Source organism: Pseudoalteromonas sp. DL-6 (assembly GCF_004328665.1).
In the GTDB taxonomy this organism is placed as follows: Bacteria; Pseudomonadota; Gammaproteobacteria; order Enterobacterales; family Alteromonadaceae; genus Pseudoalteromonas.
The window spans coordinates 1,665,618-1,687,019 of record NZ_CP019770.1 but is presented as its reverse complement, the minus strand read 5'-3'; the positions used below and the strand labels follow the sequence as shown (position 1 = coordinate 1,687,019).

20 protein-coding genes are annotated in these 21,402 nt (G+C 39.4%); 12 read left to right on the top strand and 8 right to left on the bottom strand.

Annotation, left to right across the window (positions count from 1 at the left end; genetic code table 11):
- Positions 1 to 111: 111 nt before the first annotated feature.
- The gene (gene sucC / locus B1F84_RS07780; RefSeq protein ID WP_008464053.1) at positions 112 to 1,278 is read left to right on the top strand and encodes an ADP-forming succinate--CoA ligase subunit beta; all 1,167 of its coding nucleotides are present in this window, start codon (positions 112 to 114) and stop codon (positions 1,276 to 1,278) included.
- Positions 1,278 to 2,150 carry a succinate--CoA ligase subunit alpha gene (sucD, locus tag B1F84_RS07775; RefSeq protein ID WP_010390118.1) on the top strand — a complete coding sequence of 291 codons (873 nt, stop codon included), beginning with the start codon at positions 1,278 to 1,280 and terminating at the stop codon, positions 2,148 to 2,150. The genes sucC and sucD overlap by 1 nt, the downstream gene beginning before the upstream one ends.
- 81 nt (positions 2,151 to 2,231) lie before the next feature.
- On the opposite strand, the gene B1F84_RS07770 is transcribed toward sucD, so the two are convergent.
- On the bottom strand, positions 2,232 to 3,302 hold the full coding sequence (locus B1F84_RS07770) for a DUF3083 family protein (RefSeq protein WP_131691078.1): 1,071 nt from the start codon (positions 3,300 to 3,302) through the stop codon (positions 2,232 to 2,234).
- A 216-nt stretch (positions 3,303 to 3,518) separates the two neighbouring features.
- Here B1F84_RS07770 and glnS point away from each other — a divergent pair, with 216 nt between their 5' ends.
- Entirely contained in the window at positions 3,519 to 5,183 is a 1,665-nt protein-coding gene (glnS, locus tag B1F84_RS07765; protein ID WP_131691077.1) for a glutamine--tRNA ligase, read from the top strand.
- 65 nt (positions 5,184 to 5,248) lie between these two features.
- Here glnS and fur read toward each other — a convergent pair whose 3' ends face one another.
- The 5 genes from fur to B1F84_RS07740 form a co-directional block, all read right to left on the bottom strand.
- A complete protein-coding gene (gene fur / locus B1F84_RS07760; protein WP_010390113.1) occupies positions 5,249 to 5,692 on the bottom strand; it encodes a ferric iron uptake transcriptional regulator in 444 nt (147 codons plus the stop codon).
- Positions 5,693 to 5,873: 181 nt separating this feature from the next.
- Positions 5,874 to 6,401: a flavodoxin FldA gene (gene fldA / locus B1F84_RS07755; protein WP_008113772.1), complete on the bottom strand. Its 528-nt coding sequence runs from the start codon at positions 6,399 to 6,401 to the stop codon at positions 5,874 to 5,876.
- A 13-nt stretch (positions 6,402 to 6,414) separates the two neighbouring features.
- On the bottom strand, positions 6,415 to 6,693 hold the full coding sequence (ybfE, locus tag B1F84_RS07750) for a LexA regulated protein (RefSeq protein WP_008113775.1): 279 nt from the start codon (positions 6,691 to 6,693) through the stop codon (positions 6,415 to 6,417).
- Positions 6,694 to 6,695: 2 nt separating this feature from the next.
- The gene (locus tag B1F84_RS07745; protein WP_008113777.1) at positions 6,696 to 6,917 is read right to left on the bottom strand and encodes a DUF2788 domain-containing protein; all 222 of its coding nucleotides are present in this window, start codon (positions 6,915 to 6,917) and stop codon (positions 6,696 to 6,698) included.
- Between the two features lie 95 nt (positions 6,918 to 7,012).
- Positions 7,013 to 7,780: an alpha/beta fold hydrolase gene (locus B1F84_RS07740; RefSeq protein WP_131691076.1), complete on the bottom strand. Its 768-nt coding sequence runs from the start codon at positions 7,778 to 7,780 to the stop codon at positions 7,013 to 7,015.
- 222 nt (positions 7,781 to 8,002) lie between these two features.
- Here B1F84_RS07740 and seqA point away from each other — a divergent pair, with 222 nt between their 5' ends.
- The 6 genes from seqA (at position 8,003) to B1F84_RS07710 (ending at position 15,409) form a co-directional block, all read left to right on the top strand.
- Positions 8,003 to 8,587: a replication initiation negative regulator SeqA gene (seqA, locus tag B1F84_RS07735; protein ID WP_131691075.1), complete on the top strand. Its 585-nt coding sequence runs from the start codon at positions 8,003 to 8,005 to the stop codon at positions 8,585 to 8,587.
- Positions 8,588 to 8,596: 9 nt separating this feature from the next.
- Positions 8,597 to 10,234 (top strand): phosphoglucomutase (alpha-D-glucose-1,6-bisphosphate-dependent), encoded by a 1,638-nt coding sequence (gene pgm / locus B1F84_RS07730; RefSeq protein WP_131691074.1) that lies wholly within the window; start codon positions 8,597 to 8,599, stop codon positions 10,232 to 10,234.
- A gap of 82 nt (positions 10,235 to 10,316) precedes the next feature.
- The gene (gene astE, locus B1F84_RS07725) at positions 10,317 to 11,369 is read left to right on the top strand and encodes a succinylglutamate desuccinylase (protein ID WP_131691073.1); all 1,053 of its coding nucleotides are present in this window, start codon (positions 10,317 to 10,319) and stop codon (positions 11,367 to 11,369) included.
- A 265-nt stretch (positions 11,370 to 11,634) separates the two neighbouring features.
- Positions 11,635 to 12,849, top strand: a complete 1,215-nt coding sequence (locus B1F84_RS07720; protein WP_008466734.1) for a thiamine pyrophosphate-dependent dehydrogenase E1 component subunit alpha — start codon at positions 11,635 to 11,637, stop codon at positions 12,847 to 12,849.
- Positions 12,849 to 13,826 carry a transketolase C-terminal domain-containing protein gene (locus B1F84_RS07715; RefSeq protein WP_010390106.1) on the top strand — a complete coding sequence of 326 codons (978 nt, stop codon included), beginning with the start codon at positions 12,849 to 12,851 and terminating at the stop codon, positions 13,824 to 13,826. The genes B1F84_RS07720 and B1F84_RS07715 overlap by 1 nt, the downstream gene beginning before the upstream one ends.
- Before the next feature lie 8 nt (positions 13,827 to 13,834).
- On the top strand, positions 13,835 to 15,409 hold the full coding sequence (locus B1F84_RS07710) for a dihydrolipoyllysine-residue acetyltransferase (RefSeq protein WP_131691072.1): 1,575 nt from the start codon (positions 13,835 to 13,837) through the stop codon (positions 15,407 to 15,409).
- An 89-nt stretch (positions 15,410 to 15,498) separates the two neighbouring features.
- Here the strand turns inward: B1F84_RS07710 and B1F84_RS07705 are convergent, their stop codons facing one another.
- Both B1F84_RS07705 and B1F84_RS07700 read right to left on the bottom strand, forming a co-directional pair.
- On the bottom strand, positions 15,499 to 16,668 hold the full coding sequence (locus B1F84_RS07705) for a putative manganese transporter (protein ID WP_076918671.1): 1,170 nt from the start codon (positions 16,666 to 16,668) through the stop codon (positions 15,499 to 15,501).
- Positions 16,669 to 16,756: 88 nt separating this feature from the next.
- On the bottom strand, positions 16,757 to 18,382 hold the full coding sequence (locus B1F84_RS07700) for a M28 family metallopeptidase (RefSeq protein ID WP_131691071.1): 1,626 nt from the start codon (positions 18,380 to 18,382) through the stop codon (positions 16,757 to 16,759).
- 107 nt (positions 18,383 to 18,489) lie between these two features.
- Between B1F84_RS07700 and B1F84_RS07695 the strand changes: the two genes are divergently transcribed.
- From B1F84_RS07695 to B1F84_RS07685, 3 genes are read left to right on the top strand one after another with little or no spacing between them, the layout of a single operon-like run.
- Complete coding sequence (locus B1F84_RS07695; protein ID WP_131691070.1) at positions 18,490 to 19,302, top strand: DUF3025 domain-containing protein; 813 nt, start codon at positions 18,490 to 18,492, stop codon at positions 19,300 to 19,302.
- Positions 19,299 to 20,087, top strand: a complete 789-nt coding sequence (locus tag B1F84_RS07690) for an ATP-binding cassette domain-containing protein (protein ID WP_008113800.1) — start codon at positions 19,299 to 19,301, stop codon at positions 20,085 to 20,087. The genes B1F84_RS07695 and B1F84_RS07690 overlap by 4 nt, the downstream gene beginning before the upstream one ends.
- The gene (locus B1F84_RS07685; protein ID WP_131691069.1) at positions 20,080 to 21,288 is read left to right on the top strand and encodes an ABC transporter permease; all 1,209 of its coding nucleotides are present in this window, start codon (positions 20,080 to 20,082) and stop codon (positions 21,286 to 21,288) included. The genes B1F84_RS07690 and B1F84_RS07685 overlap by 8 nt, the downstream gene beginning before the upstream one ends.
- Positions 21,289 to 21,402: the final 114 nt, after the last annotated feature.

Below are 21,402 nucleotides of genomic sequence, written 5' to 3'. Positions count from 1 at the left end.
CTGGGGTTTTCATGTAGCGCCATGAGATCTATACTAGGCACGCAATTTGGGATAGTTGTTTATTTGCATAAATATTCAGCTCTTTTAATATAAAAAATTGGATAAAGCATCATGAATTTGCATGAGTATCAGGCAAAACAACTTTTTGCCGAATATGGTTTACCAGTTTCTCAAGGTTTCGCTTGCGATACACCTGAAGAAGCTGCAGCAGCTGCTGAAAAAATTGGCGGCGATATGTGGGTTGTTAAAACTCAGGTTCACGCAGGTGGACGTGGTAAAGCTGGCGGTGTAAAGCTAGTTAAAACTATCGACGAAGTTAAAGCGTTTGCAGCTAACTGGTTAGGTAAAAACCTAGTTACTTACCAAACAGACGAGAAAGGCCAGCCAGTTGCTAAAATTTTAGTAGAAAGCTGTACAGACATCGCTAACGAACTGTACCTAGGTGCTGTTGTTGACCGTGCTTCTCGTAAAGTTGTGTTCATGGCGTCTACTGAAGGCGGCGTTGAAATTGAAACGGTTGCTGAAGAAACACCAGAACTTATCCACAAAGCTGAGATTGATCCTTTAGTAGGTCCTCAAGCTTACCAAGCTCGTGAGCTTGGTTTTAAATTGGGTCTTAACCCTACACAAATGAAGCAGTTCGTTAAGATCTTTATGGGTCTTGGCAACATGTTCAACGATTTCGATTTCGCATTACTTGAAATCAACCCACTAGTAATCACAGATGAAGGTAACCTTCACTGTCTAGATGGTAAAATCGGTATCGATGGTAATGCACTTTACCGTCAACCTAAAATCCGTGAAATGCACGATCCATCTCAAGAAGATGCACGTGAAGCTCACGCAGCAAGCTTCGAGCTTAACTACGTAGCCCTAGATGGTAACGTAGGTTGTATGGTTAACGGTGCAGGCCTAGCAATGGGTACTATGGACATCGTAAACCTACACGGTGGCAAGCCAGCTAACTTCCTAGATGTTGGTGGCGGCGCGACTAAAGAACGTGTTTCTGAAGCATTCAAAATCATCCTTTCAGATGACAACGTTAAAGCTGTTTTAGTTAACATCTTCGGCGGAATCGTTCGTTGTGACATGATTGCTGAAGGCATCATTGGCGCAGTTAAAGAAGTAGGTGTAACAGTTCCAGTAGTTGTACGTTTAGAAGGTACTAATGCTGAATTAGGCCGTGAAGTACTTGCTAAGTCTGATCTTAACATCATCGCTGCTGAATCATTAACAGACGCGGCTGAAAAAGTTGTTGCTGCTGCGGAGGGCAAATAATGTCTGTATTAATCAATAAAGATACAAAAGTTATCTGTCAAGGTTTCACTGGTGGTCAAGGTACTTTCCACTCAGAGCAAGCGCTTGAGTACGGTACACAAATGGTTGGTGGTGTAAGCCCAGGTAAAGGCGGTCAAACGCACCTTGGTCTTCCAGTATTTAACACAGTACGTGACGCTGTAGAAGCAACAGGTGCAACTGCATCTGTGATCTACGTACCAGCACCTTTCTGTAAAGATGCAATCTTAGAAGCTATCGATGCAGGTATCGAGCTAATTGTTTGTATCACTGAAGGTATTCCTACACTTGATATGGTTGACGTTAAAGTTAAACTAGATCAAACAGGTACTCGTATGATCGGTCCTAACTGTCCAGGTGTTATCACTCCTGGTGAGACTAAGATTGGTATCATGCCTGGTCACATCCACAAGCCTGGTAAAGTAGGTATTGTTTCTCGCTCTGGTACTTTAACGTACGAAGCAGTTAAGCAAACTACAGACGCTGGTTTTGGTCAGTCTTCTTGTGTTGGTATTGGTGGTGATCCAATTCCAGGTACTAACTTTATCGACGTTCTAGAATTGTTCGAAAAAGATCCACAAACTGAAGCAATCGTAATGATTGGTGAAATTGGTGGTACTGCAGAAGAAGAAGCTGCAGAGTACATCAAAGCTAACGTAACTAAACCTGTTGTTTCTTACATTGCTGGTGTTACTGCACCAGAAGGTAAGCGTATGGGTCACGCTGGCGCAATCATCGCTGGTGGTAAAGGTACTGCTGACGAGAAATTTGCTGCATTAGAAGCTGCGGGCGTAAAAACTGTACGTTCACTGGCTGATATCGGTAAAGCACTTAAAGAGAAAACAGGCTGGTAATCAGCGTTTATTCTTTAAAAAAGGCTCGCAATTGCGAGCCTTTTTGTTATTTATAGCAAGAGCATATAGCCCTATGATATTTTAAAACGGGTAACTTATATGTTGAAAAAAGCGTACTGATAAGTCTTGGCGTTGCTTATTAATTGCTAACTCATCACATAAGCCATGAATAGTTTTTTCTACTTGGTTCATAAAGCGACCATAGCCAATTTCATGTTTATTATGCTCAGCTGCCACAATGACAAAATGCAGTGTTTCGACTAATTTATCGGCTTCAAAAAATACTTTTATTTGCGGGGTTGAATCTTCTATATCAAAACTAATTTTTTGTAGCTCCTCATTTCCCTCATTTCGATCTACTTGGCTGTTGCGAATTATTGGCATTGCGCCATTTGCAACCATCGCAGCGTGAGTGAGTTTATTATCTTCACATAACTGGGTAAATAGTTTTGAAAAGTGAGAGTAGAACGGCTGGTAAGTTTGGCTGTTAATTTCACTTTGAAACTGCGTTTTAATATTACGTGTTACCGGTACCGAAAACGTAACATAGGTCATTTCTGCATGTGTACTTGGTATCTCGCATTGTCTTGATTGATAACGAGGATATAAACTTCTTAATTTATAACCGTAACTTTCTTTATTACCTTTTTCTTTAGCGAATAAATCATAGGTTAAATGCTGATGATCACGCAATTTCAAGCTTGGTTGGCCTACAAATAATTGCTGTTGTAAAAGATCCAATACTTTTTGTACATTATTATGAAATTGTGCAGAGTGAGCGCGAATATCATCCCCTGTGGCTAAAAACAGTAAGCGAATCTTTTTGCTTTGCTGATCTTCTGTGTAATGAAGTTTATGCGCTTCATGGTAACGAGGGTTATAGAAAAACAACATTTGCTTATCGGTTTCAAGTTGATAAGACTCATCATGAAATCGCACGACCGGCAGTTTATCATTGGCGAGTAAATGCACATTGTGAAGTTCATATTCATCACAAGCGGCAAATAGTTGGCGAGCAATACGCTGATAACACGCATTAATATTACTAAAACTCTTATAAAACTCATCGTTTGGCGTGATTTCAGCTAATAAATAATGGTTTGCTCTAGCGTTGCTTGGGATATAAACACGGTGTTGATTTAATGAAGCCATCTTTCGTTCCTGTAAGTTGGGTTTATTTTTATACTATAGAATGCTTTGATGACTTAAATATTGCGCTAAAACAAATTTTGTTCATAAACTATCCCTTATTAAACAAACTTTGTTAATTACCAGCATAAACCCGTATCTATTACTGTATGTTACGCTTGGTTTTTGTAATAATGCATTAGTTTTGTTATCACGCAATATACAGAGGTTTATACTCCTATGGCGGAAATCGAGAATCGCCCAAGTAACTTTATTAGAACCCGAATTGATGAAGATTTAGCAAGTGGAAAACATGCCACAACGCATACCCGTTTTCCACCAGAACCAAATGGCTTTTTACATATTGGCCATGCAAAATCAATTTGCCTAAATTTTGGTATCGCCAAAGACTATAACGGTTTATGTAACCTTCGTTTTGACGATACAAACCCAGAAAAAGAAGATATTAACTACGTTAATTCAATTAAAGAAGACGTACAGTGGTTAGGGTTTAATTGGGATGGTGAGATTAAATATTCGTCAAACTATTTTGATGTGCTTTACGGCTATGCAGTTGAGCTAATTGAAAAAGGTTTAGCGTATGTGTGTTTTTTAACAGCCGATCAAGCACGTGAATACCGTGGCACATTAAAAGAGCCAGGTAAAAATAGTCCTTATCGCGATACCTCGGTTGAAGAAAACCTCGCATTATTTGAAAAAATGCGCAACGGCGAATTCAAAGAGGGTGAATGTGTTCTCCGTGCTAAAATTGATATGGCCAGCTCATTTATGGTGTTGCGCGATCCAATTATTTACCGCGTTCGTTTTGCTCATCACCACCAAACAGCGGATAAGTGGTGCATTTACCCAATGTACGACTTCACGCATTGTATTTCTGATGCCCTTGAAGGCATAACACATTCATTATGTACATTAGAGTTCCAAGACAACCGTCGTCTCTACGACTGGGTACTTGATAACATCAGCCTTGAATGTCACCCTCAGCAAATTGAGTTTTCACGCTTAAACCTTGAATACACTATTATGTCAAAGCGAAAGCTTAATGACTTAGTGGTAAATAATAAGGTAGAAGGGTGGGATGACCCACGTATGCCAACAATTGCGGGTCTTCGTCGTCGTGGTTATACACCGGCTTCAATTCGTGAATTTTGCTTACGTATTGGTATTACTAAACAAGAAAATATGGTTGAAATGGGTATGCTTGAAGCGTGTATCCGTGATGACTTAAACGAAAATGCACCGCGTGCGATGGCTGTACTTGATCCGGTTAAAATCGTGATTGAGAATTATCAAGTCGACACCGTTGAAACATTGTCTGTTGCTAATCACCCAAATAAAGAAGAAATGGGTCGCCGTGATGTGCCTTTTACCCGTGAAATTTTTATTGAACGTGAAGATTTCCGCGAAGAAGCAAACAATAAATTCAAACGTTTAGTACTTGATAAAGAAGTACGCTTACGTGGTGCTTATGTAATTAAAGCCGAACGTGTTGAAAAAGATGATAACGGTGAAATTACCACTATTTACTGTACTTACGATCCTGAAACATTGGGCAAAAACCCAAGCGATGGGCGTAAAGTAAAAGGGGTGATTCATTGGGTGTCAGCACCTGAGTCAGTGACGGCGGAAGTACGTTTATATGACCGTTTATTCAGTGTTCCTAATCCTGCAGCAGCAGAAGATTTTGAAAGCACATTAAACCCAGAGTCGTTAGTTGTTATTAATAATGCAAAACTAGAACCTTCACTGGCAAATTCACAGCCTGCGCAAGGTTTCCAGTTTGAGCGTACCGGCTATTTTTCACGTGATACTAAATCAGAGAGCGTGGTATTTAACCAAACTGTAGGTCTGCGTGACTCATGGGCTAAAATAGAACAGAAGTAATTCTGCTCTATTTTAGATACAAAAAAACCTGCTTAAAGCAGGTTTTTTTATGCAATTAATAAAAATTAACTGTTGTTTTGTGCAAACGCCTTACATGCGTCTTTATCTTCACACTCACCGTATAGGTAAAGAGAGTGGTTAGTTAGCTTAATACCGTTTTCTTCAGCAATCTCGAGTTGACGACGTTCAATTAAGTCATCTTCAAACTCAACAACTTTGCCACACTTTAAACATACTAAATGGTCATGGTGAGTACTACCAGAAAGTTCAAATACAGACTTACCACCTTCAAAATGATGACGACTTACAATACCCGCATCATCAAATTGGTTTAAAACACGGTAAACAGTCGCAAGACCAATTTCTTCGCCTAGATCTAATAAAACCTTGTAAACATCTTCAGCGCTTATGTGTTGGTTATCTGGAGATTGAAGAATCTCTAAAATTTTAATACGCGGTAAAGTTACCTTTAGCCCGGCTTTTTTAAGTTCCAAGTTATGATCAGTCATTAAATCTGTCTCAATTTTATTTAGTTATACTAGACATCTTGCAAGATGTACTCGTCACAATAACAGTTAGGATAACGTGCCTTAGCAGGAAGTGCAAAGAACAATTGATCTATATCAATATTAACGCGGAAAATGCTAACTGTTTGATAATATTTTAAACAGTTAGCATAAAAAGGGGGGATTAATCTGCTAACTCACTTAAGCACATCTCATCATATACTTGAGCACACCATTGTTTAACACGTTGCTCTGTTAGTTCCGGCTGACGGTCTTCATCAATACCTAAGCCTACAAAGTGCTTGTCATCAGCCATACCTTTTGATGCTTCAAAATCATAGCTGTCTGTTGGCCAATGTCCAACAACAATGGCACCACGCTCTGTTACGATATCGTTGATCATACCCATAGCGTCTAAGAAGTATTCTGCATAGTCTTCTTGGTCGCCACAGCCAAAAATAGCTACTAGCTTACCTTCAAAGCTTACTTCTTCAAGCTCAGGAAAAAAGTCATCCCAATCACACTGCGCTTCGCCATAGTACCAAGTTGGAATACCGAATAAGATCAGATCAAATTCAGCAATCTCTTCTTTAGAGCTTTTTGCAATGTCATGCACAGCAACGAGCTTTTTACCCAATTCTTTTTGGATCATTTTTGCTACGTGTTCTGTGTTACCTGTGTCACTTCCGAAAAAAATGCCTACACTTGCCATGGATTTAAACCTTTTATCTATCAATAGCCAATCTTTCTTGTAAAATTGTTTCGATCAACGCACTACGGCTAATATTTTGTGCATCTGCCATATCACTCAAAGCCTGATACAACTGTGACGAAACTTTAAATTCAACACGCTTTAAACCACGTGCTTTATCTCTTTTTATTTGATTACGTTTATTGACCTTTAACTGCATATCCCGTGGAAGGGGATTGGTTTTTGGTCTACCTGGACGTTTCTCGTATTCAAATAAATCAAGCGTTGTTCTATCTGTTTCTGACTTGGCCATGCTTAACCTACACCCGCACCTTGCCAAAATACCTGAATAAGTCCTTTGGCAATAAAGCCAGAGCAACCTAAAAAAAGTACCAGCCACACAATATAACGACCAAATTTAGGCACATTGCCGCTTTTCAGTACGTCTTTTATTGCCAAGCCGATAAAAATAAAAATACCTGCTAAGCCAAAATACAACCCTAAGGTATCAAATTCGTTAATAAACTGACTGACCATCGACGTATAACCTTTAAATTAAACGGCGCGTACTATAGCACATAAATCTTTAATTATTTAGTGTGATAAATCAAAAACACGCCACAAAAATAACATTAAACTGCAGTTAAAAAATCATTGATTGCTTTGTTTACAGCCTGTGGTTTTTGGGCATGCAACCAATGACCCGCACCATGGATAATTTTTGCACTTACATTTTTAAACAGCGAATTAATTGCTTCACGGTGCTCAGCTAAAATGTAGTCAGAGTCATTACCTTTAATAAACAGAGTTTCGCATAAACAAGAATTATTTGCATTAATGTTGTCGGTAATTGTTGAATATTTATTATCAAGCACTGATAAATTGAATCGCCAAACAAATTTTCCTTCATCATTTTTATATAAGCTCTTTAATAAAAACTGACGTACTCCTAGCTCTTCTATATACGGTTGCATTATTAAATCAGCTTGCTTTCTATCACCAATATCGGTATTTTTTACTGCATTTAATGCCTCAAGAATTTTGGTATGACGAGCCGGGTAGCTAACTGGGGCAATATCAAGTACCACTAATTTGTCAACCAACTCGCTATGGGTTAATGCAACTTGCATCGCCACTTTACCACCCATAGAATGCCCTATAAGGTGTGCTTTTTGTATTTTTAATGTCGCCATTAATTGCACAATATCATTGGCCATGGCTAAGTAATCCATTTCATCACTGTGCGGGGAAAGACCATGGTTTCGTAAATCGACATTGGTTACGCGAAAGTGTTCACTTAATGGCTTTGCAATCACATTAAGATTTTCTAAAGAGCCAAACAGTCCATGGATCAAAACAACATCAGAACCTTGACCAATTTGTTTGTAATTTAATTGCATAAACATCTCCCATAATTTTGCGCATAGTTTGCCGAGCATTAACTTAAAAAGCAAAAAATACAGATATTATTTAAACGCTGGATGCAAAGATAGCTAGCTCCCTGATTATTTGGTCATTATTAATTATATGTTTAGGGTAGCGTGGGTTGTAACTCGCATTTCTAACTGGATTGGGTATAATCATATCGAAAGAAAAATGTGACCCGTAATGACAGGAAGAACATGAAACAAATCGACATAGACGACGAGTTATATCAGTACATTGCTAGCAATACCCAGAGTATTGGTGAAAGTGCATCGACTATTTTACGTCGTTTATTAAATCTCAGCGGCGAAAAAATTCACACCACAAAATCAGACACTGATCATAAAAATGAAACCGTTAGTGTGTCTAATTCATCTGAAGAACAACAAGTAGCTGTCGTTGAACAGCCAGCCTCTGTGGCGAAAGCGCCAGTAAATAAAAAGAATGCAAACGTATTTAATATTTTAAATAAAGAAGAACTGGCAATGCAAAAAGGTGTTGTTGGTCGTTTCTTATTTATATTAAGTGCATTTTACCGAACGCACAAAACTGACTTTTCAGCAGTGCTAGATATAAAAGGCCGCGATCGTGTTTATTTTGCGACCAGTAAAGAAGACTTAGTCAATAGCGGCAGTAGTATGAACCCTAAAAACATCACCGACAGTGAATATTGGGTGATGACCAATTCGAATACTACACGTAAAAAAATGATGCTGCATGAAGTTGCACTTAGCTTAGGCTATAGCAATGAGCAAGCTGAAAAAATTCGTGATTATCTTTAAGGAAATACCATGGCAATTCATTCCGGCGCAGGCAAAACTGCACCACAATCGGTTTTAGTGAATGTACCAAAGCTAGTGTCTGCGTATTATTTAAATGAGCCTGATCTAGAGCAAAACCCAGAACATTGTGTTGCCTTTGGAACCTCAGGGCACCGTGGTTGTGCGTATGATGTGAAATTTAATGAGTCACATATATTATCAATTACCCAAGCTATTTGTGATTACAGAAAGCAAAACGATATATTTGGTCCATTATTTTTAGGTAAAGACACCCACGCGTTAAGCGAAGCGGCCTTTAACTCAGCGATAGAAGTGCTGGTTGCTAACGAAGTGCAAGTGATCACCCAAGAAAATGGCGACTTCACACCAACACCGGTAATTAGTCACGCTATTGTTAGCTACAATAAAAACCACCCGAATGAATTAGCCGATGGCATTGTTGTTACTCCGTCTCATAATCCACCGGAAGATGGCGGTTTTAAATACAACCCACCTAACGGCGGTCCTGCAGATACAGATGTAACAAAATGGATTGAAGATAGAGCCAATCAGCTTTTACTCGAAGACCTAGTTGAAGTAGAACTGTTTCCGTTTGCTAAAGCGTCGCGTTCTGGTTTTATCCGCTATGAAGATTTAATGACACCGTACATTAATGATCTAGAAAACATTGTTAACTTAAAAGCGATTAGTGATGCAGGTATTAAAATTGGTATCGATCCATTAGGTGGTTCAGGCATTAACTTTTGGCCAGTGATTGCTAAAAAATATAATCTAGATTTAACCGTTGTGAATGACAGTGTTGATCCGCGTTTTGCATTTATGCCGCTGGATAAAGATGGCAAAATTCGTATGGATTGCTCATCGCCTTATTCAATGGCGAATTTAATTGCCCTTAAAGATGATTTTGATTTATCGATAGGTAATGACCCTGATTATGACCGCCATGGCATAGTAACACCAGACGGATTAATGAACCCAAATCACTTTTTAGCGGTAGCCATTGATTATTTGCTAACACATCGTGACTGGGATGCCAGTGTTGAAATTGGTAAAACCCTCGTTTCTAGCTCAATGATTGATAAAGTCACTGAGCGTAATAACCGTAAAGTTAAAGAAGTGCCGGTTGGTTTTAAATGGTTTGTTGAGGGGTTAAATAAAGGTAAATTGGCTTTTGGTGGTGAAGAAAGTGCTGGTGCTGCTTTTTTACGTTTTGATGGCAGCGTTTGGTGTACAGACAAAGATGGCTTTATCATGGGGCTACTTGCCGCTGAAATTCTTGCAGTTACAGGTAAAACACCGTCTGCGTTATATAAAGAGCTAGAACAAGAGTTTGGTGCGCCACTTTATAAACGTTTAGATGCGCCGGCAACGCCTGAGCAAAAATCACGATTAAAAGCGCTCAGTGCAAATGACGTAAAAGCAGATACCTTAGCGGGTGAAGCCATTTTACAAAAACTTACTCATGCGCCAGGTAATAATGCGGCAATTGGTGGTTTAAAAGTAGTAACTGAAAGCGGCTGGTTTGCAGCGCGTCCTTCAGGTACTGAAGATATATATAAAATATATCTAGAATCATTTAAAGGCGAAGAGCACTTAGCCTTATTAGAAAAAGAAGCTAAAAAACTGGTTGATTCAGTAATTAGCTAATCTGCTATTAAAATTAAAAACGGCTGATTTATTCAGCCGTTTTTGTATCTACAATTTATAAAACAAAAAGGGCTTTATAGTGATGTCAGCCACTTCAGAATATATTAATCAATTAAAACATGATGGTGATTTTTTAACCCTTTCTCGAAACCATGAATGGCATTTGGATGCAGGCCAATTTACCCTTAATAATAATACGCAAGTAACTGTGCATGATACCGGTGTGATTGAGTTTGAACCTGATTGTATAACGTCAAAGAATGTGGTGCTTTCAAGTGCCATTCATGGCAATGAAACAGCCCCCATTGAAATTTGCGATGAACTGATTAAACACATTATTAGTGGGCAACTTGAATTACAACAACGGGTTTTATTTATTTTTGGTAACCCTCAGTCAATTAATATTGGTAAACGCTTTGTAGAAGAGAACTTAAACCGCTTGTTTAACGGTTACCATACTGTTGATGGCATTGCGATGAACGACGAACGTGTTCGTGCTGCAAAACTTGAACATTACGTTAGCGATTTTTATGCACGCTCAGAGCAGGACACGTATCGCTGTCATTATGATTTACATACCGCTATTCGTGGTTCTAAAAATGAAAAGTTTGCTGTTTACCCATTTTTACATGGTAAGCCGTGGAAAAAGTCGCAACTGCAATTTTTATTAAGTTGTGGTGTGAATACGGTATTAATGATGAAATCACCTGCTACCACGTTTAGCTACTATTCATCGTTTGTGCATGGGGCTGATTCGTTTACCGTTGAGCTTGGGCAAGTAAAACCCTTTGGTGAAAACGACATGTCACGCTTTGCAAAAACCAAGCAAACATTAACTGCATTAATTAGTCAAAAAGAAGTGGAATACCCTAAATTTAATGCAAATGACTTTGAGTTGTTTTCTGTTCATCGCACAATTAACCGAACAGAACAAAACTTTAGCTTTCCGTTTTCTGATGATGCCGAGAACTTTACAGGCTTTGCAAAGGGTGAGCTTTTAGCAACTGATGGTGATAATGCAATTTATGCGGACGTAGAAGGGGAAGCGATTATTTTTCCTAACGCACAAGTTGCTATTGGACAACGTGCACTATTAACGGTTGTCCCTATGCAAGTAGACAGCCGCTTTAGTTAATTCAACACATCAGACCACTTGTTATTAAAGTTTAACCAACTGATTAATAAGTGGTTAATTTTATGTATAGTTAACTTGCCAGTTTTTTGCTCAATATTTACTTTTGTTTGGTCACAGTTTTGTTGAATAACACTTTACGTTAACGTAAAGTGTTGGCAGCTTTAATTAAATACAGTGCAGATGTTGCAAAGTTTATTCAGCAACAATCACCCATAATAATAATTTAAAGGGGCACTGTGATACCGACAACAAGAGAAGGTAGGTTATGAGTAATCCCAATAACGTATCGCTGAATATTAACCATGAGCTTGAGTTCATCGACGGCCACGCGCTTAATATTCCAACCCTTAGTATTTTAACTGAGGACGGCGACATTCATCCTAGTGCTCCTGCACCTGACATTTCTAAACAAACCGCTATTAAATTATACGAAACCATGCGTTTTATTCGTTTATTGGATGAACGTATGCAGGGTGCTCAACGCCAAGGCCGTGTTAGCTTTTACATGCAGTGTTTAGGTGAAGAGGCTGCCGTAACAGCCTCTGCGGCAGCCCTTGATCAAGATGATATGATTATGGCGCAATACCGTGAGCAAGCGGCGTTGCATTACCGTGGTTTTACGCTTGACCAATTTATGAATCAGATGTTTTCTAACGAATTAGATCTTGGTAAAGGCCGTCAAATGCCGATCCATTATGGTTCTAAAGCACTTAACTACATGACAATTTCATCGCCATTAGGAACTCAAATTCCACAGGCCACCGGTTACGCATACGGTCAAAAAGTAAAACATATCGATGCTAAAACAGGTGAACTAGCAAGCACTATTGATAACGTCACCATTTGTTATTTTGGTGAAGGTGCCGCTTCAGAAGGTGATTTTCACGCAGGTCTTAACATGGCTGCAGTGCACAAGGCACCGGTTATCTTTTTTGCACGTAATAATGGTTATGCTATTTCTACCCCAGCTGATGAACAATTTAAAGGTGATGGTATTGCATCGCGTGGCGTAGGGTATGGTATTAAAACCATACGTGTTGATGGCAGCGATGCACTCGCTGTTTATGCAGCAACTAAAAAAGCCCGAGAAATTGCAGCAACTCAAGGTGAACCTGTACTGATTGAATCGATAGCCTATCGTTTAGGGGCGCACTCAACATCAGACGACCCTAGTGGCTACCGGTCAAAAGACGAAGAAGCAAACTATAAAGCGTGCCCAATTGAGCGCTTTAGAAAATGGCTAGTGAAACAAAACTGGTTAGATGATGCAGAAGATATAAAAGCCAAAGAAACAATTCGTGATGATATTTTAGCGGCGCTTAAACGGGCTGAAGTAATTGATAAACCAGCCTTAGAAGAATTAATTTCTGATGTGTATGACACGCCAATTCCATCTTTACAACGCCAATATGATGAGCTTAAAACACATATAAAAGCTCATCCTGATGCCTATCCAACAACAGCAGGGAGAATTAAGTAATGGCTAAAATGAACATGCTACATGCAATTAATTCTGCTTTAGATATCACCATGAATGAACACCCTCAAGCGTGTATTTTTGGTGAAGACGTGGGTTATTTTGGCGGCGTTTTTAGAGCAACATCAGGCTTACAAGAAAAATACGGAAAGCACCGTGTATTCAACACGCCGCTTACAGAGCAAGGCATTCTAGGTTTTGCTAATGGCTTGGCTGCATTTGGTGCACCCGCGCTTGCAGAAATTCAATTTGCTGATTACATCTTTCCTGCGTTTGACCAAATAGTGAATGAATCGGCTAAGTTTCGTTACCGTAGTGGTAATGAATTCAACGTGGGTAATCTAACAATACGCACACCTTACGGCGGCGGTATTGCTGGTGGTTTGTATCACTCGCAATCGCCAGAAGCGTATTTTGCCCATACACCAGGGTTAAAAATTGTCGTGCCACGTAACCCTTATCAAGCTAAAGGCTTACTTCGCGCATGTATTAAAGACGATAACCCAGTGCTATTTTTTGAGCCAAAACGTTTATATCGTGCATCTACGGGTGAAGTGCCAGAAGAAGATTACAGCATTGAACTAGGTAAAGCTGAGGTAGTTCAAGAGGGCACTGACGTTACTTTATTGGCGTGGGGCGCACAAATGGAAATCGTAGAAGCAGCCGCTAAACAAGCCAGCGAGCAAGGTATTAGCTGTGAGGTGATTGACCTTCGTAGTATTTTACCGTGGGACGTTGAAACGATTGCTAAATCAGTGACAAAAACGGGTCGGCTTATTGTTAGTCATGAAGCACCTATTACTAATGGTTTTGGCGCCGAAATTGCGGCAACCATCGCTCAAGAGTGTTTCTTGCATTTAGAGTCACCTATTTTACGTGTCTGTGGTTTAGATACACCATACCCGCTGGCGCTTGAAAAAGAATATGTTCCAGATGCATTGAAAGTAATGGCCGCAATTAAACAATCAGTGAACTTTTAGGGGTTTCCATGGCTAAAGATTTTATATTACCCGACATTGGTGAAGGCATTGTTGAATGCGAAGTAGTCGAATGGCTGGTACAAGAAGGTGATACAGTAAAAGAAGATCAGCCTATTTGTGATGTGATGACAGATAAAGCCTTAGTGCAAATTCCTGCGGTACACGATGGGGTGATCACTAAGCTGCATTGCAAAAAAGGCGATATTGCTAAAGTGCATGCGCCATTATTTGCAATGGATGTTGCCGGGGAAGCACCCAGCGAAAAGACTGAAACATCATCGGCACCAACATCTACTCGTGAACACTTAGAAGATTTTATCTTACCCGATATTGGTGAAGGTATTGTTGAGTGTGAAATTGTAGAGTGGTTAGTAGCAGAAGGCGATGAGATTGAAGAAGACCAAGCTGTTTGTGATGTAATGACTGATAAAGCGTTGGTACAGATACCGGCTAAATATACCGGTACTGTACAAAAGCTATATTATCAAAAAGGTGAAATTGCCAAAGTACACAGCCCGTTGTTTCAAATGACCATAGCAGGTCAAGCTGCAAAAGAATATGTTGATGTTAATCAAGCGGTCGTAAAAGCACAAAGCAATGCAACTACCGATGCACCGGTTAAACAAACACAACCACAAACTGCGATTGTTAACGAAAAAGCAGTTGCCTCACCTGCGGTTAGACGTAAAGCGCGAGAGCTTGATGTAGATTTAACTTGCGTACCAGGCAGTGGTAAAAATGGTCGTATTTATAAACAAGATATTGAAGCGTTTATAAAAAATGAAGTGCCATCTGGTATGGATACTTCTGAGCTTAATAAACCACAAGCTTCTGAGAGTAAAAAAACCAGCAGTACTGAACATACAGCGAGCACAGGTGGAACGCGAACAGAAGCGATTAAAGGTATTAAAGCGGCCATGGCAAAACAAATGATAGCGTCGGTTTCTACTATTCCACATTTTACCTACAGTGATGAAATTGACTTAACTGATTTAATTGCACTTCGAACTGATCTGAAAGAGCAATATAAAGCTCAGGGCGTTAAGTTAACTATGATGCCATTCTTTATTAAGGCGTTATCGTTGGCTATGAGTCAATTTCCAGTACTTAACTCAAAAGTAAATGATGATTGTAGCGAAATTACTTACTATGACGATCATAACATTGGAGTTGCGGTAGATTCTAAAGTGGGTTTATTAGTGCCTAATATTAAAGCTTGTCAAACTAAAAGCATTGTAGAGGTTGCTAACAGTTTAACTCAGCTTACTGATTCTGCTCGCGAAGGGCGAGTTGCACCTGATGATTTAAAAGGTGGCACTATTAGCATTTCTAACATTGGTGCAATTGGCGGCACTATTGCAACGCCAATCATAAATAAGCCAGAAGTCGCGATTGTGGCACTTGGTAAATTACAGCACCTTCCACGCTTTGATCAGCATGGGCAGGTAGTTTCACGTGCAATTATGCAAGTAAGTTGGTCAGGTGATCACCGTGTAATTGATGGCGGCACGATAGCGCGCTTTAACAATTTATGGAAAGAATACTTAGAGCAACCAGCTAAAATGATGATGGCAATGCGCTAATCTTTTTCATTAAGTTGTTAATAAAAAAACCAGCAAATTAGCTGGTTTTTTTATATCTTGAAAAGTAAATTAATAAAAGGTAAAGCGATTTAGCTGAAAAAATACAGTCCATAACCCACTAATAACGCCGGAACTGCGGTATATAGTGTGGCAATAATGGCCGCTTTGGGTGCCATAGCAATGGCAGGGAAAAGCGCATCGCCATCATTAGAAATGGCGTTCGCAGCTAAAGCACTAAACGGTATCACGCCTTGAATGTATAAAGTGGTGACAATGATTTGCGGTCCACAACCGGGTAAAAAGCCAATTAATACCGCAATAAACGGTGCTAAATAGGCAAAATTTAAAAACCATGTTTTTAAATCAAGGCCAAACACGGTAACCAGTAGTTCAAATAACACAAAGGAGGCAACCACCCACGCAGTTACAAAATGAGTATCTTGAAGTACTTTTGTTATTTTTGAAGGCGGACTGCATACATCATCTTCTGAGGTTACTTCTTTATAGCTTTCACCTTTTGATGATAGCGCCCACATAAACACCACAAATAGTGCCATTAAAGCACCAAAAAAGCTGACCGCATTTACTACATGATTGCCAAATTGGCTTAAATCAATATTAAACGCCAGTATAAAAGCAATCAATAATCCAGGAATAATAGCCATTAACCAAATAGGCTTGCTCAACTTTATTATTCTGGTTGGCAATACAGTCACCGGTTGTGTTTGCTTTTGATTGGTAGGGCATAAATAACCCGTTTTATGTAGTTTATTAACTAGCAAGCCTGCTAGCGTTCCAACGACTAAGCCTATGGCCATTATTGTTAACCCGTCAGTAGGGCGTGTAGCTAATAATAAAAACGCAGCATCACCCATAGTGGCTGTTAATACCGCGACAATAGCCCCAAAGCTTGCTTGTCCTTTTGTAAATTGAGTCACCACAATGATTGCACCACCACAGCCTGGCAGCATACCTAAAAAAGCAGCAAAGCTGACCTCTAACACAGGAGACTTAGCATTTAGATAACGAAGCTCTAGTTGGGGTAAATGATCAATCGCGTAGTAGTAAATAAATAGGGTCGCAGCAACAAACACACTGACTTGAAAAAAAGCATCACTAAGTGCAGTGATTGTTATAGTGCGTAAGCTGGGCAGGGCTAAACAAACTAAAATTAACAGTGGTAAAATTAGGCGTTTATTTTGATGAAAAACACGTTTTGCAGCTGGCGAAATAACTCCCAAATGTTCTGTTAAAAACATACAGTACGACCTAATTAATAAACTAGATCGCACTGTACTATTTTATTAAATGATAATCAATATCATTTAGGTGGTTACTTGAGAACGTTTATTTACGTTGAAACTCTGAGTTTTCATTCCAAGTAGGCCATTGAGTTTGCTGTGAAATATCAAAACCTACTTTATAAAATAGTTGTAAATCTTGAACCGCACCTGATAAATCCCACTCATCACGATATCTATCACAAGGCTGGTGGTAACAACCGCGCAATACTAAACTCATACGCTTGCGATAATTAGCCGTTTCTTCGTCAAATGCTTCTGAACCACCACCGGCATACATAGCAGGTACACCCATATTGGCAAAGGCAAAGTGATCAGAGCGGTAGTAACCACCTGAAGATGGCTTAGGGTCGCCCGATACTGTTCTGCCTTGCTCCTTTGCAGCCGTTGCTAATAGTTCATCCATTTGCGATTTACCAATACCCACCACACTAATATCTTTTACTTTTCCTAATAGGTTTAAGCTATCCATATTAATATTAGCAACGGTTTTATTTGCTGGAATAACCGGGTTAGCGGCGTAATATTTTGAGCCAAGCAAGCCTTGTTCTTCAGCGGTTACCGCTAAAAAGGTCATTGAGCGGTCAGGGCGTTTACCTAGTTTGGTAAAAGCTTCAGCCACTTCGATCATACCGGCAGTACCTGTCGCATTATCATGGGCACCATTGTAAATTTGATCGCCTTTACGATTTTTATCTGTTCCTAAATGATCCCAATGCGCAGAGTAAATAACATGCTCATCTGGCGTTTTACTACCAGGAAGAGTGGCAATAAAGTTATAAGATACCGATTTTTTGATGGTATTTTTTACATTCACAGTGGCAGCTAAATCGCCCATATCTACATGGTAAGCGCCTTTAGCTGCTTCTGCTTTAGCAGTATCAAAATCAAGGCCTGCTTTAGTAAATAGCTCTTTTGCTACATCAACAGTAACCCAACCTTCAACAGCAACACGATCCATGTTGTTATTATCTTTTACAAAACCAAACTGCTCGCCACTCCACGAGTTCTCAACCACTGACCAAGGGTAAGAAGCAGGAGCCGTTTCATGAATGATAATAGCGCCCGCTGCACCTTGACGGCTTGCTTCTTCGTATTTATAAGTCCAACGGCCATAGTAGGTCATGGCATCGCCGGTAAATAAATCAGGATCTTTAGTTGCAAAACCAGGATCATTTACCAGCATCACGACGGTTTTACCCTTAACATCTAGGCCTTCGTAATCATTCCAATTATATTCAGGTGCGTTAACACCGTAGCCGACAAATACCAGCTCTGAATTTTCAATCCCTTCTTGCGCACTTATACGGCTACTACCCATTACCATGTCTTTTTTGTATTGGTAGTCTTTACCGCCAATATTAAGCACCATGTCTGAGTCTGCTTCTAATGATACAAGCGGTACTTCTTGGAAAAAGCTATCACCGTTACCCGGTTCAAAACCCAATGCAGTAAATTCTTTTGTTAAGTAATCAAGCGTAAGCTTTTCACCTTCAGATGAAGGGGCACGGCCACCAAATTCATCAGAAGCTAACACTTTTACGTGCTTTGCAATTTCATCGGCTTGAATGCTGTTATAGCCTTTAGCGACATCGTCAGAAGTGATACTTGTTGTTGCACAACCTGCTAAAATTGCGGTTGTGATTAAGGTCAAAGAAAAATAACGTTTCATATTGGCTCTTTTTTTGTTCTAAGTGGCGTTAGTATATGAACTTCTGTTAATTAGAACCAGTTTTTGCGGTAAACTGTTAGGGATAAAAATGTACAGTAAAGGTAACAATGAAGCGTTTTACTCCCCCAGAACAATTCCAAGCAACTAGCCTAAACACAGGGGCATTTGCTCACTTACGTCAGTTGTTTAAAATTCATCAACAATCAGACTGGCCTGAACCTGCGTATTTTTCCCCGTACTTAAACGCCATAAACGCAAATAATCTCCCCATTCGTTTTGTCGATGATGCCAAGGTTGACTTTGCAGAGCGTTATTATGAACAAGTCATTTTTGAAACAGGGGAAGTCCCCACGCGCCAACAAAATTGGCATGATCTGTTTGGTGGTTTTATTTGGTGCTTATTTCCAAAAACAAAAGCCCTTATTAATCAGCGTCATGTTGATGAAATAGCGTTGCATGGATTAAAACAGCGTAGTAAACATCGTAACGCTTTAACCCTATTTGACGAATGCGGTGTGGTTTTAGCTATTAGTGAATCACAGTGGAAAGAGTGGTTAAGAGACCACCAATGGAAAACAGCGTTTATAGAGCATAGAGAGCTGTGGGGTAAAACCATAGCGCCATTTATGTTTGGCCATGCTAATTATGAAATGTTGACTAAGCCTTATATTGGGCTCACAGGCAAAGCCTTATTTGTAAGTGTGCCGGATGAAATATTTTGTAAAGATTTAGTAACGCAATACCAGTACCTAGATCAGCGACTTTATGAGATGATTAAAAACGATGATTGTTTAGCCGATAATAAACAGCTTTCACCCTTACCCTTATTAGGTGTTCCTGGTTGGTGTGAGGAGAATAACAATTCATCATTTTACGACAACACGGACTATTTTAGACCGAAACGAAGGACACGAAAATGATAGAAGTCACCGCGCTTAAAAAGAAGTTTAAGCTCACTAAAGATCATAAAAAAAATAAAACAGATGAAATAGACCCACGCGAAGATAAAGATTATTTTCACTCGGTTAAAAATGTCAGCTTTAGCTGTGCAAAAGGCGAAGTATTAGGGCTATTAGGGCCTAATGGCGCGGGTAAAACCACCACCTTAAGAATGATTTCAACCGCATTAAAACCGGATGATGGCAGTATTACTATTGCTGGAAATGACATAATTAAAAAGCCACTCATTGGGCGTAAATCTATCGGGTTTTTGTCTGGCTCTACTGGTTTATATGGCCGTCTAACGGTAAAAGAAAATATCGAATATTTTGCAAAGCTACATGGCATGAGCAAGCAAGCAATCAAGGCACGCTGTGAAGAGTTATTTACCTTACTCGATATGCATAAATTTATTGATAAGCGCGCTGAAAACTTATCAACCGGTATGAAACAAAAAGCCAATATAGCGCGTGCTGTAGTGCATCACCCAGATGTTGTTATTCTTGATGAGCCAACTACCGGGCTTGATATTATGACCACGCAAACAGTAATTAACTTTATTAAAGGCTTAAAAGCACAAGGAACTCCGGTTATTTTCTCAACGCACCATTTAGATGAAGTTGCACTTTTATGCGACCGTGTAGCGGTTATTAATGAAGGTATAAGTTGTTTTGATGGCACCCTCGCTGAATTTAAACAAGCGGGTAACAGCGAAGAATTAAACCAAGCGTTTATGAACATATTAACGGAGAAGCAAGATGTTTGAGGTATTTAAAAAGGAATTAACCGAGCTGCTACGCGATAAAAAAACCTTGTTGTTTGTGGTGGTATTTCCGATTGTGGTTTTTCCGTTGTTATTTGCTGTGGTTGCGTTTATCTCTTCGCAAGCCGCGCTTGATGCAGAGCAAAAAGTGAATACTTATGCGATTATCAATGGCGACTTTGCCCCAGAATTTACTGATAAAGTGTTTTATCATAAAAGCTTTGAATTATATAAAGGCGTTAAAACTTTTAATAGTGTTGAGGAGCTAAAAGCAGGAGTAACTGCTGGCGATATCGACATGGGAATATACTTACCAAGCGATGCAGTACAAACATTAAATGATAAAAAGCAAAGTGAATGGCAAGTTGTATTTAATGATTCAAAATCAATAAATTTCTTATTTGAGCGTGTAAAAGAACTCGCAAAAGAATACAGCGATACACTTCAAGAAAGTAAACTATTGAGCTTTGGTATCGATAAAAGCGCACAAGAATCTATTTTAAAGCCAATTAATGTAGTTAAAGTAGATACTGCAGATAAACGTGAAAACTTAGGTGAAAAAGTGGGTGGGTTTTTACCTTATTTACTTATCCCGCTAGTGCTAATGGGGGCAACTTACCCAGCAATTGATTTAGGCGCCGGCGAAAAAGAACGTGGCACGTTAGAAACTTTACTACTTACGCCAATTACTCGTACAGAGCTAGTATTGGGTAAATTTATAACTCTACTCACTACTTCAATCGCATCAACTACTATCACCGTGATTAGTATGGGGTGTTGGATAGCATTAGCACTCGCATTTGCTGATCTAGAGTTTATTAAAGCCGCGTTTAGTACATTAGGTATTACAGACTTGCTGATGATTTTTGTATTGTTATTGCCAATTGCAGCTATTTTTTCCGCATTAGCATTGGCTATATCAATCTATGCACGTTCGTTTAAAGAAGCACAAAATTACATGACGCCATTAAGTATGGTGGTATTTTTCCCAATTATTATTTCCATAATGCCTAATATGGAACTGACCGCTAAAACAGCCTTTATTCCGGTTACTAACGTCGCCTTAGCAATTAAAGAAATTATTAAAGGCACAGTCGATTACACGCTGGTGGGATTGATATTTTTGGCTACGGCACTGATAGCCGGTGCACTATTGGCATTTTGTGTTAAATGGTTTAACCGTGAAGACGTGTTGTTTAGATAACCATTTTAATTGCAAAGTATTTAAAAAGGTCGCACAGCGACCTTTTTTTATAAATTATCATGATGAGAGAGTACTATATGCCTAGCTTTAGTTTTGTGTTTAAAGAGTACTAGA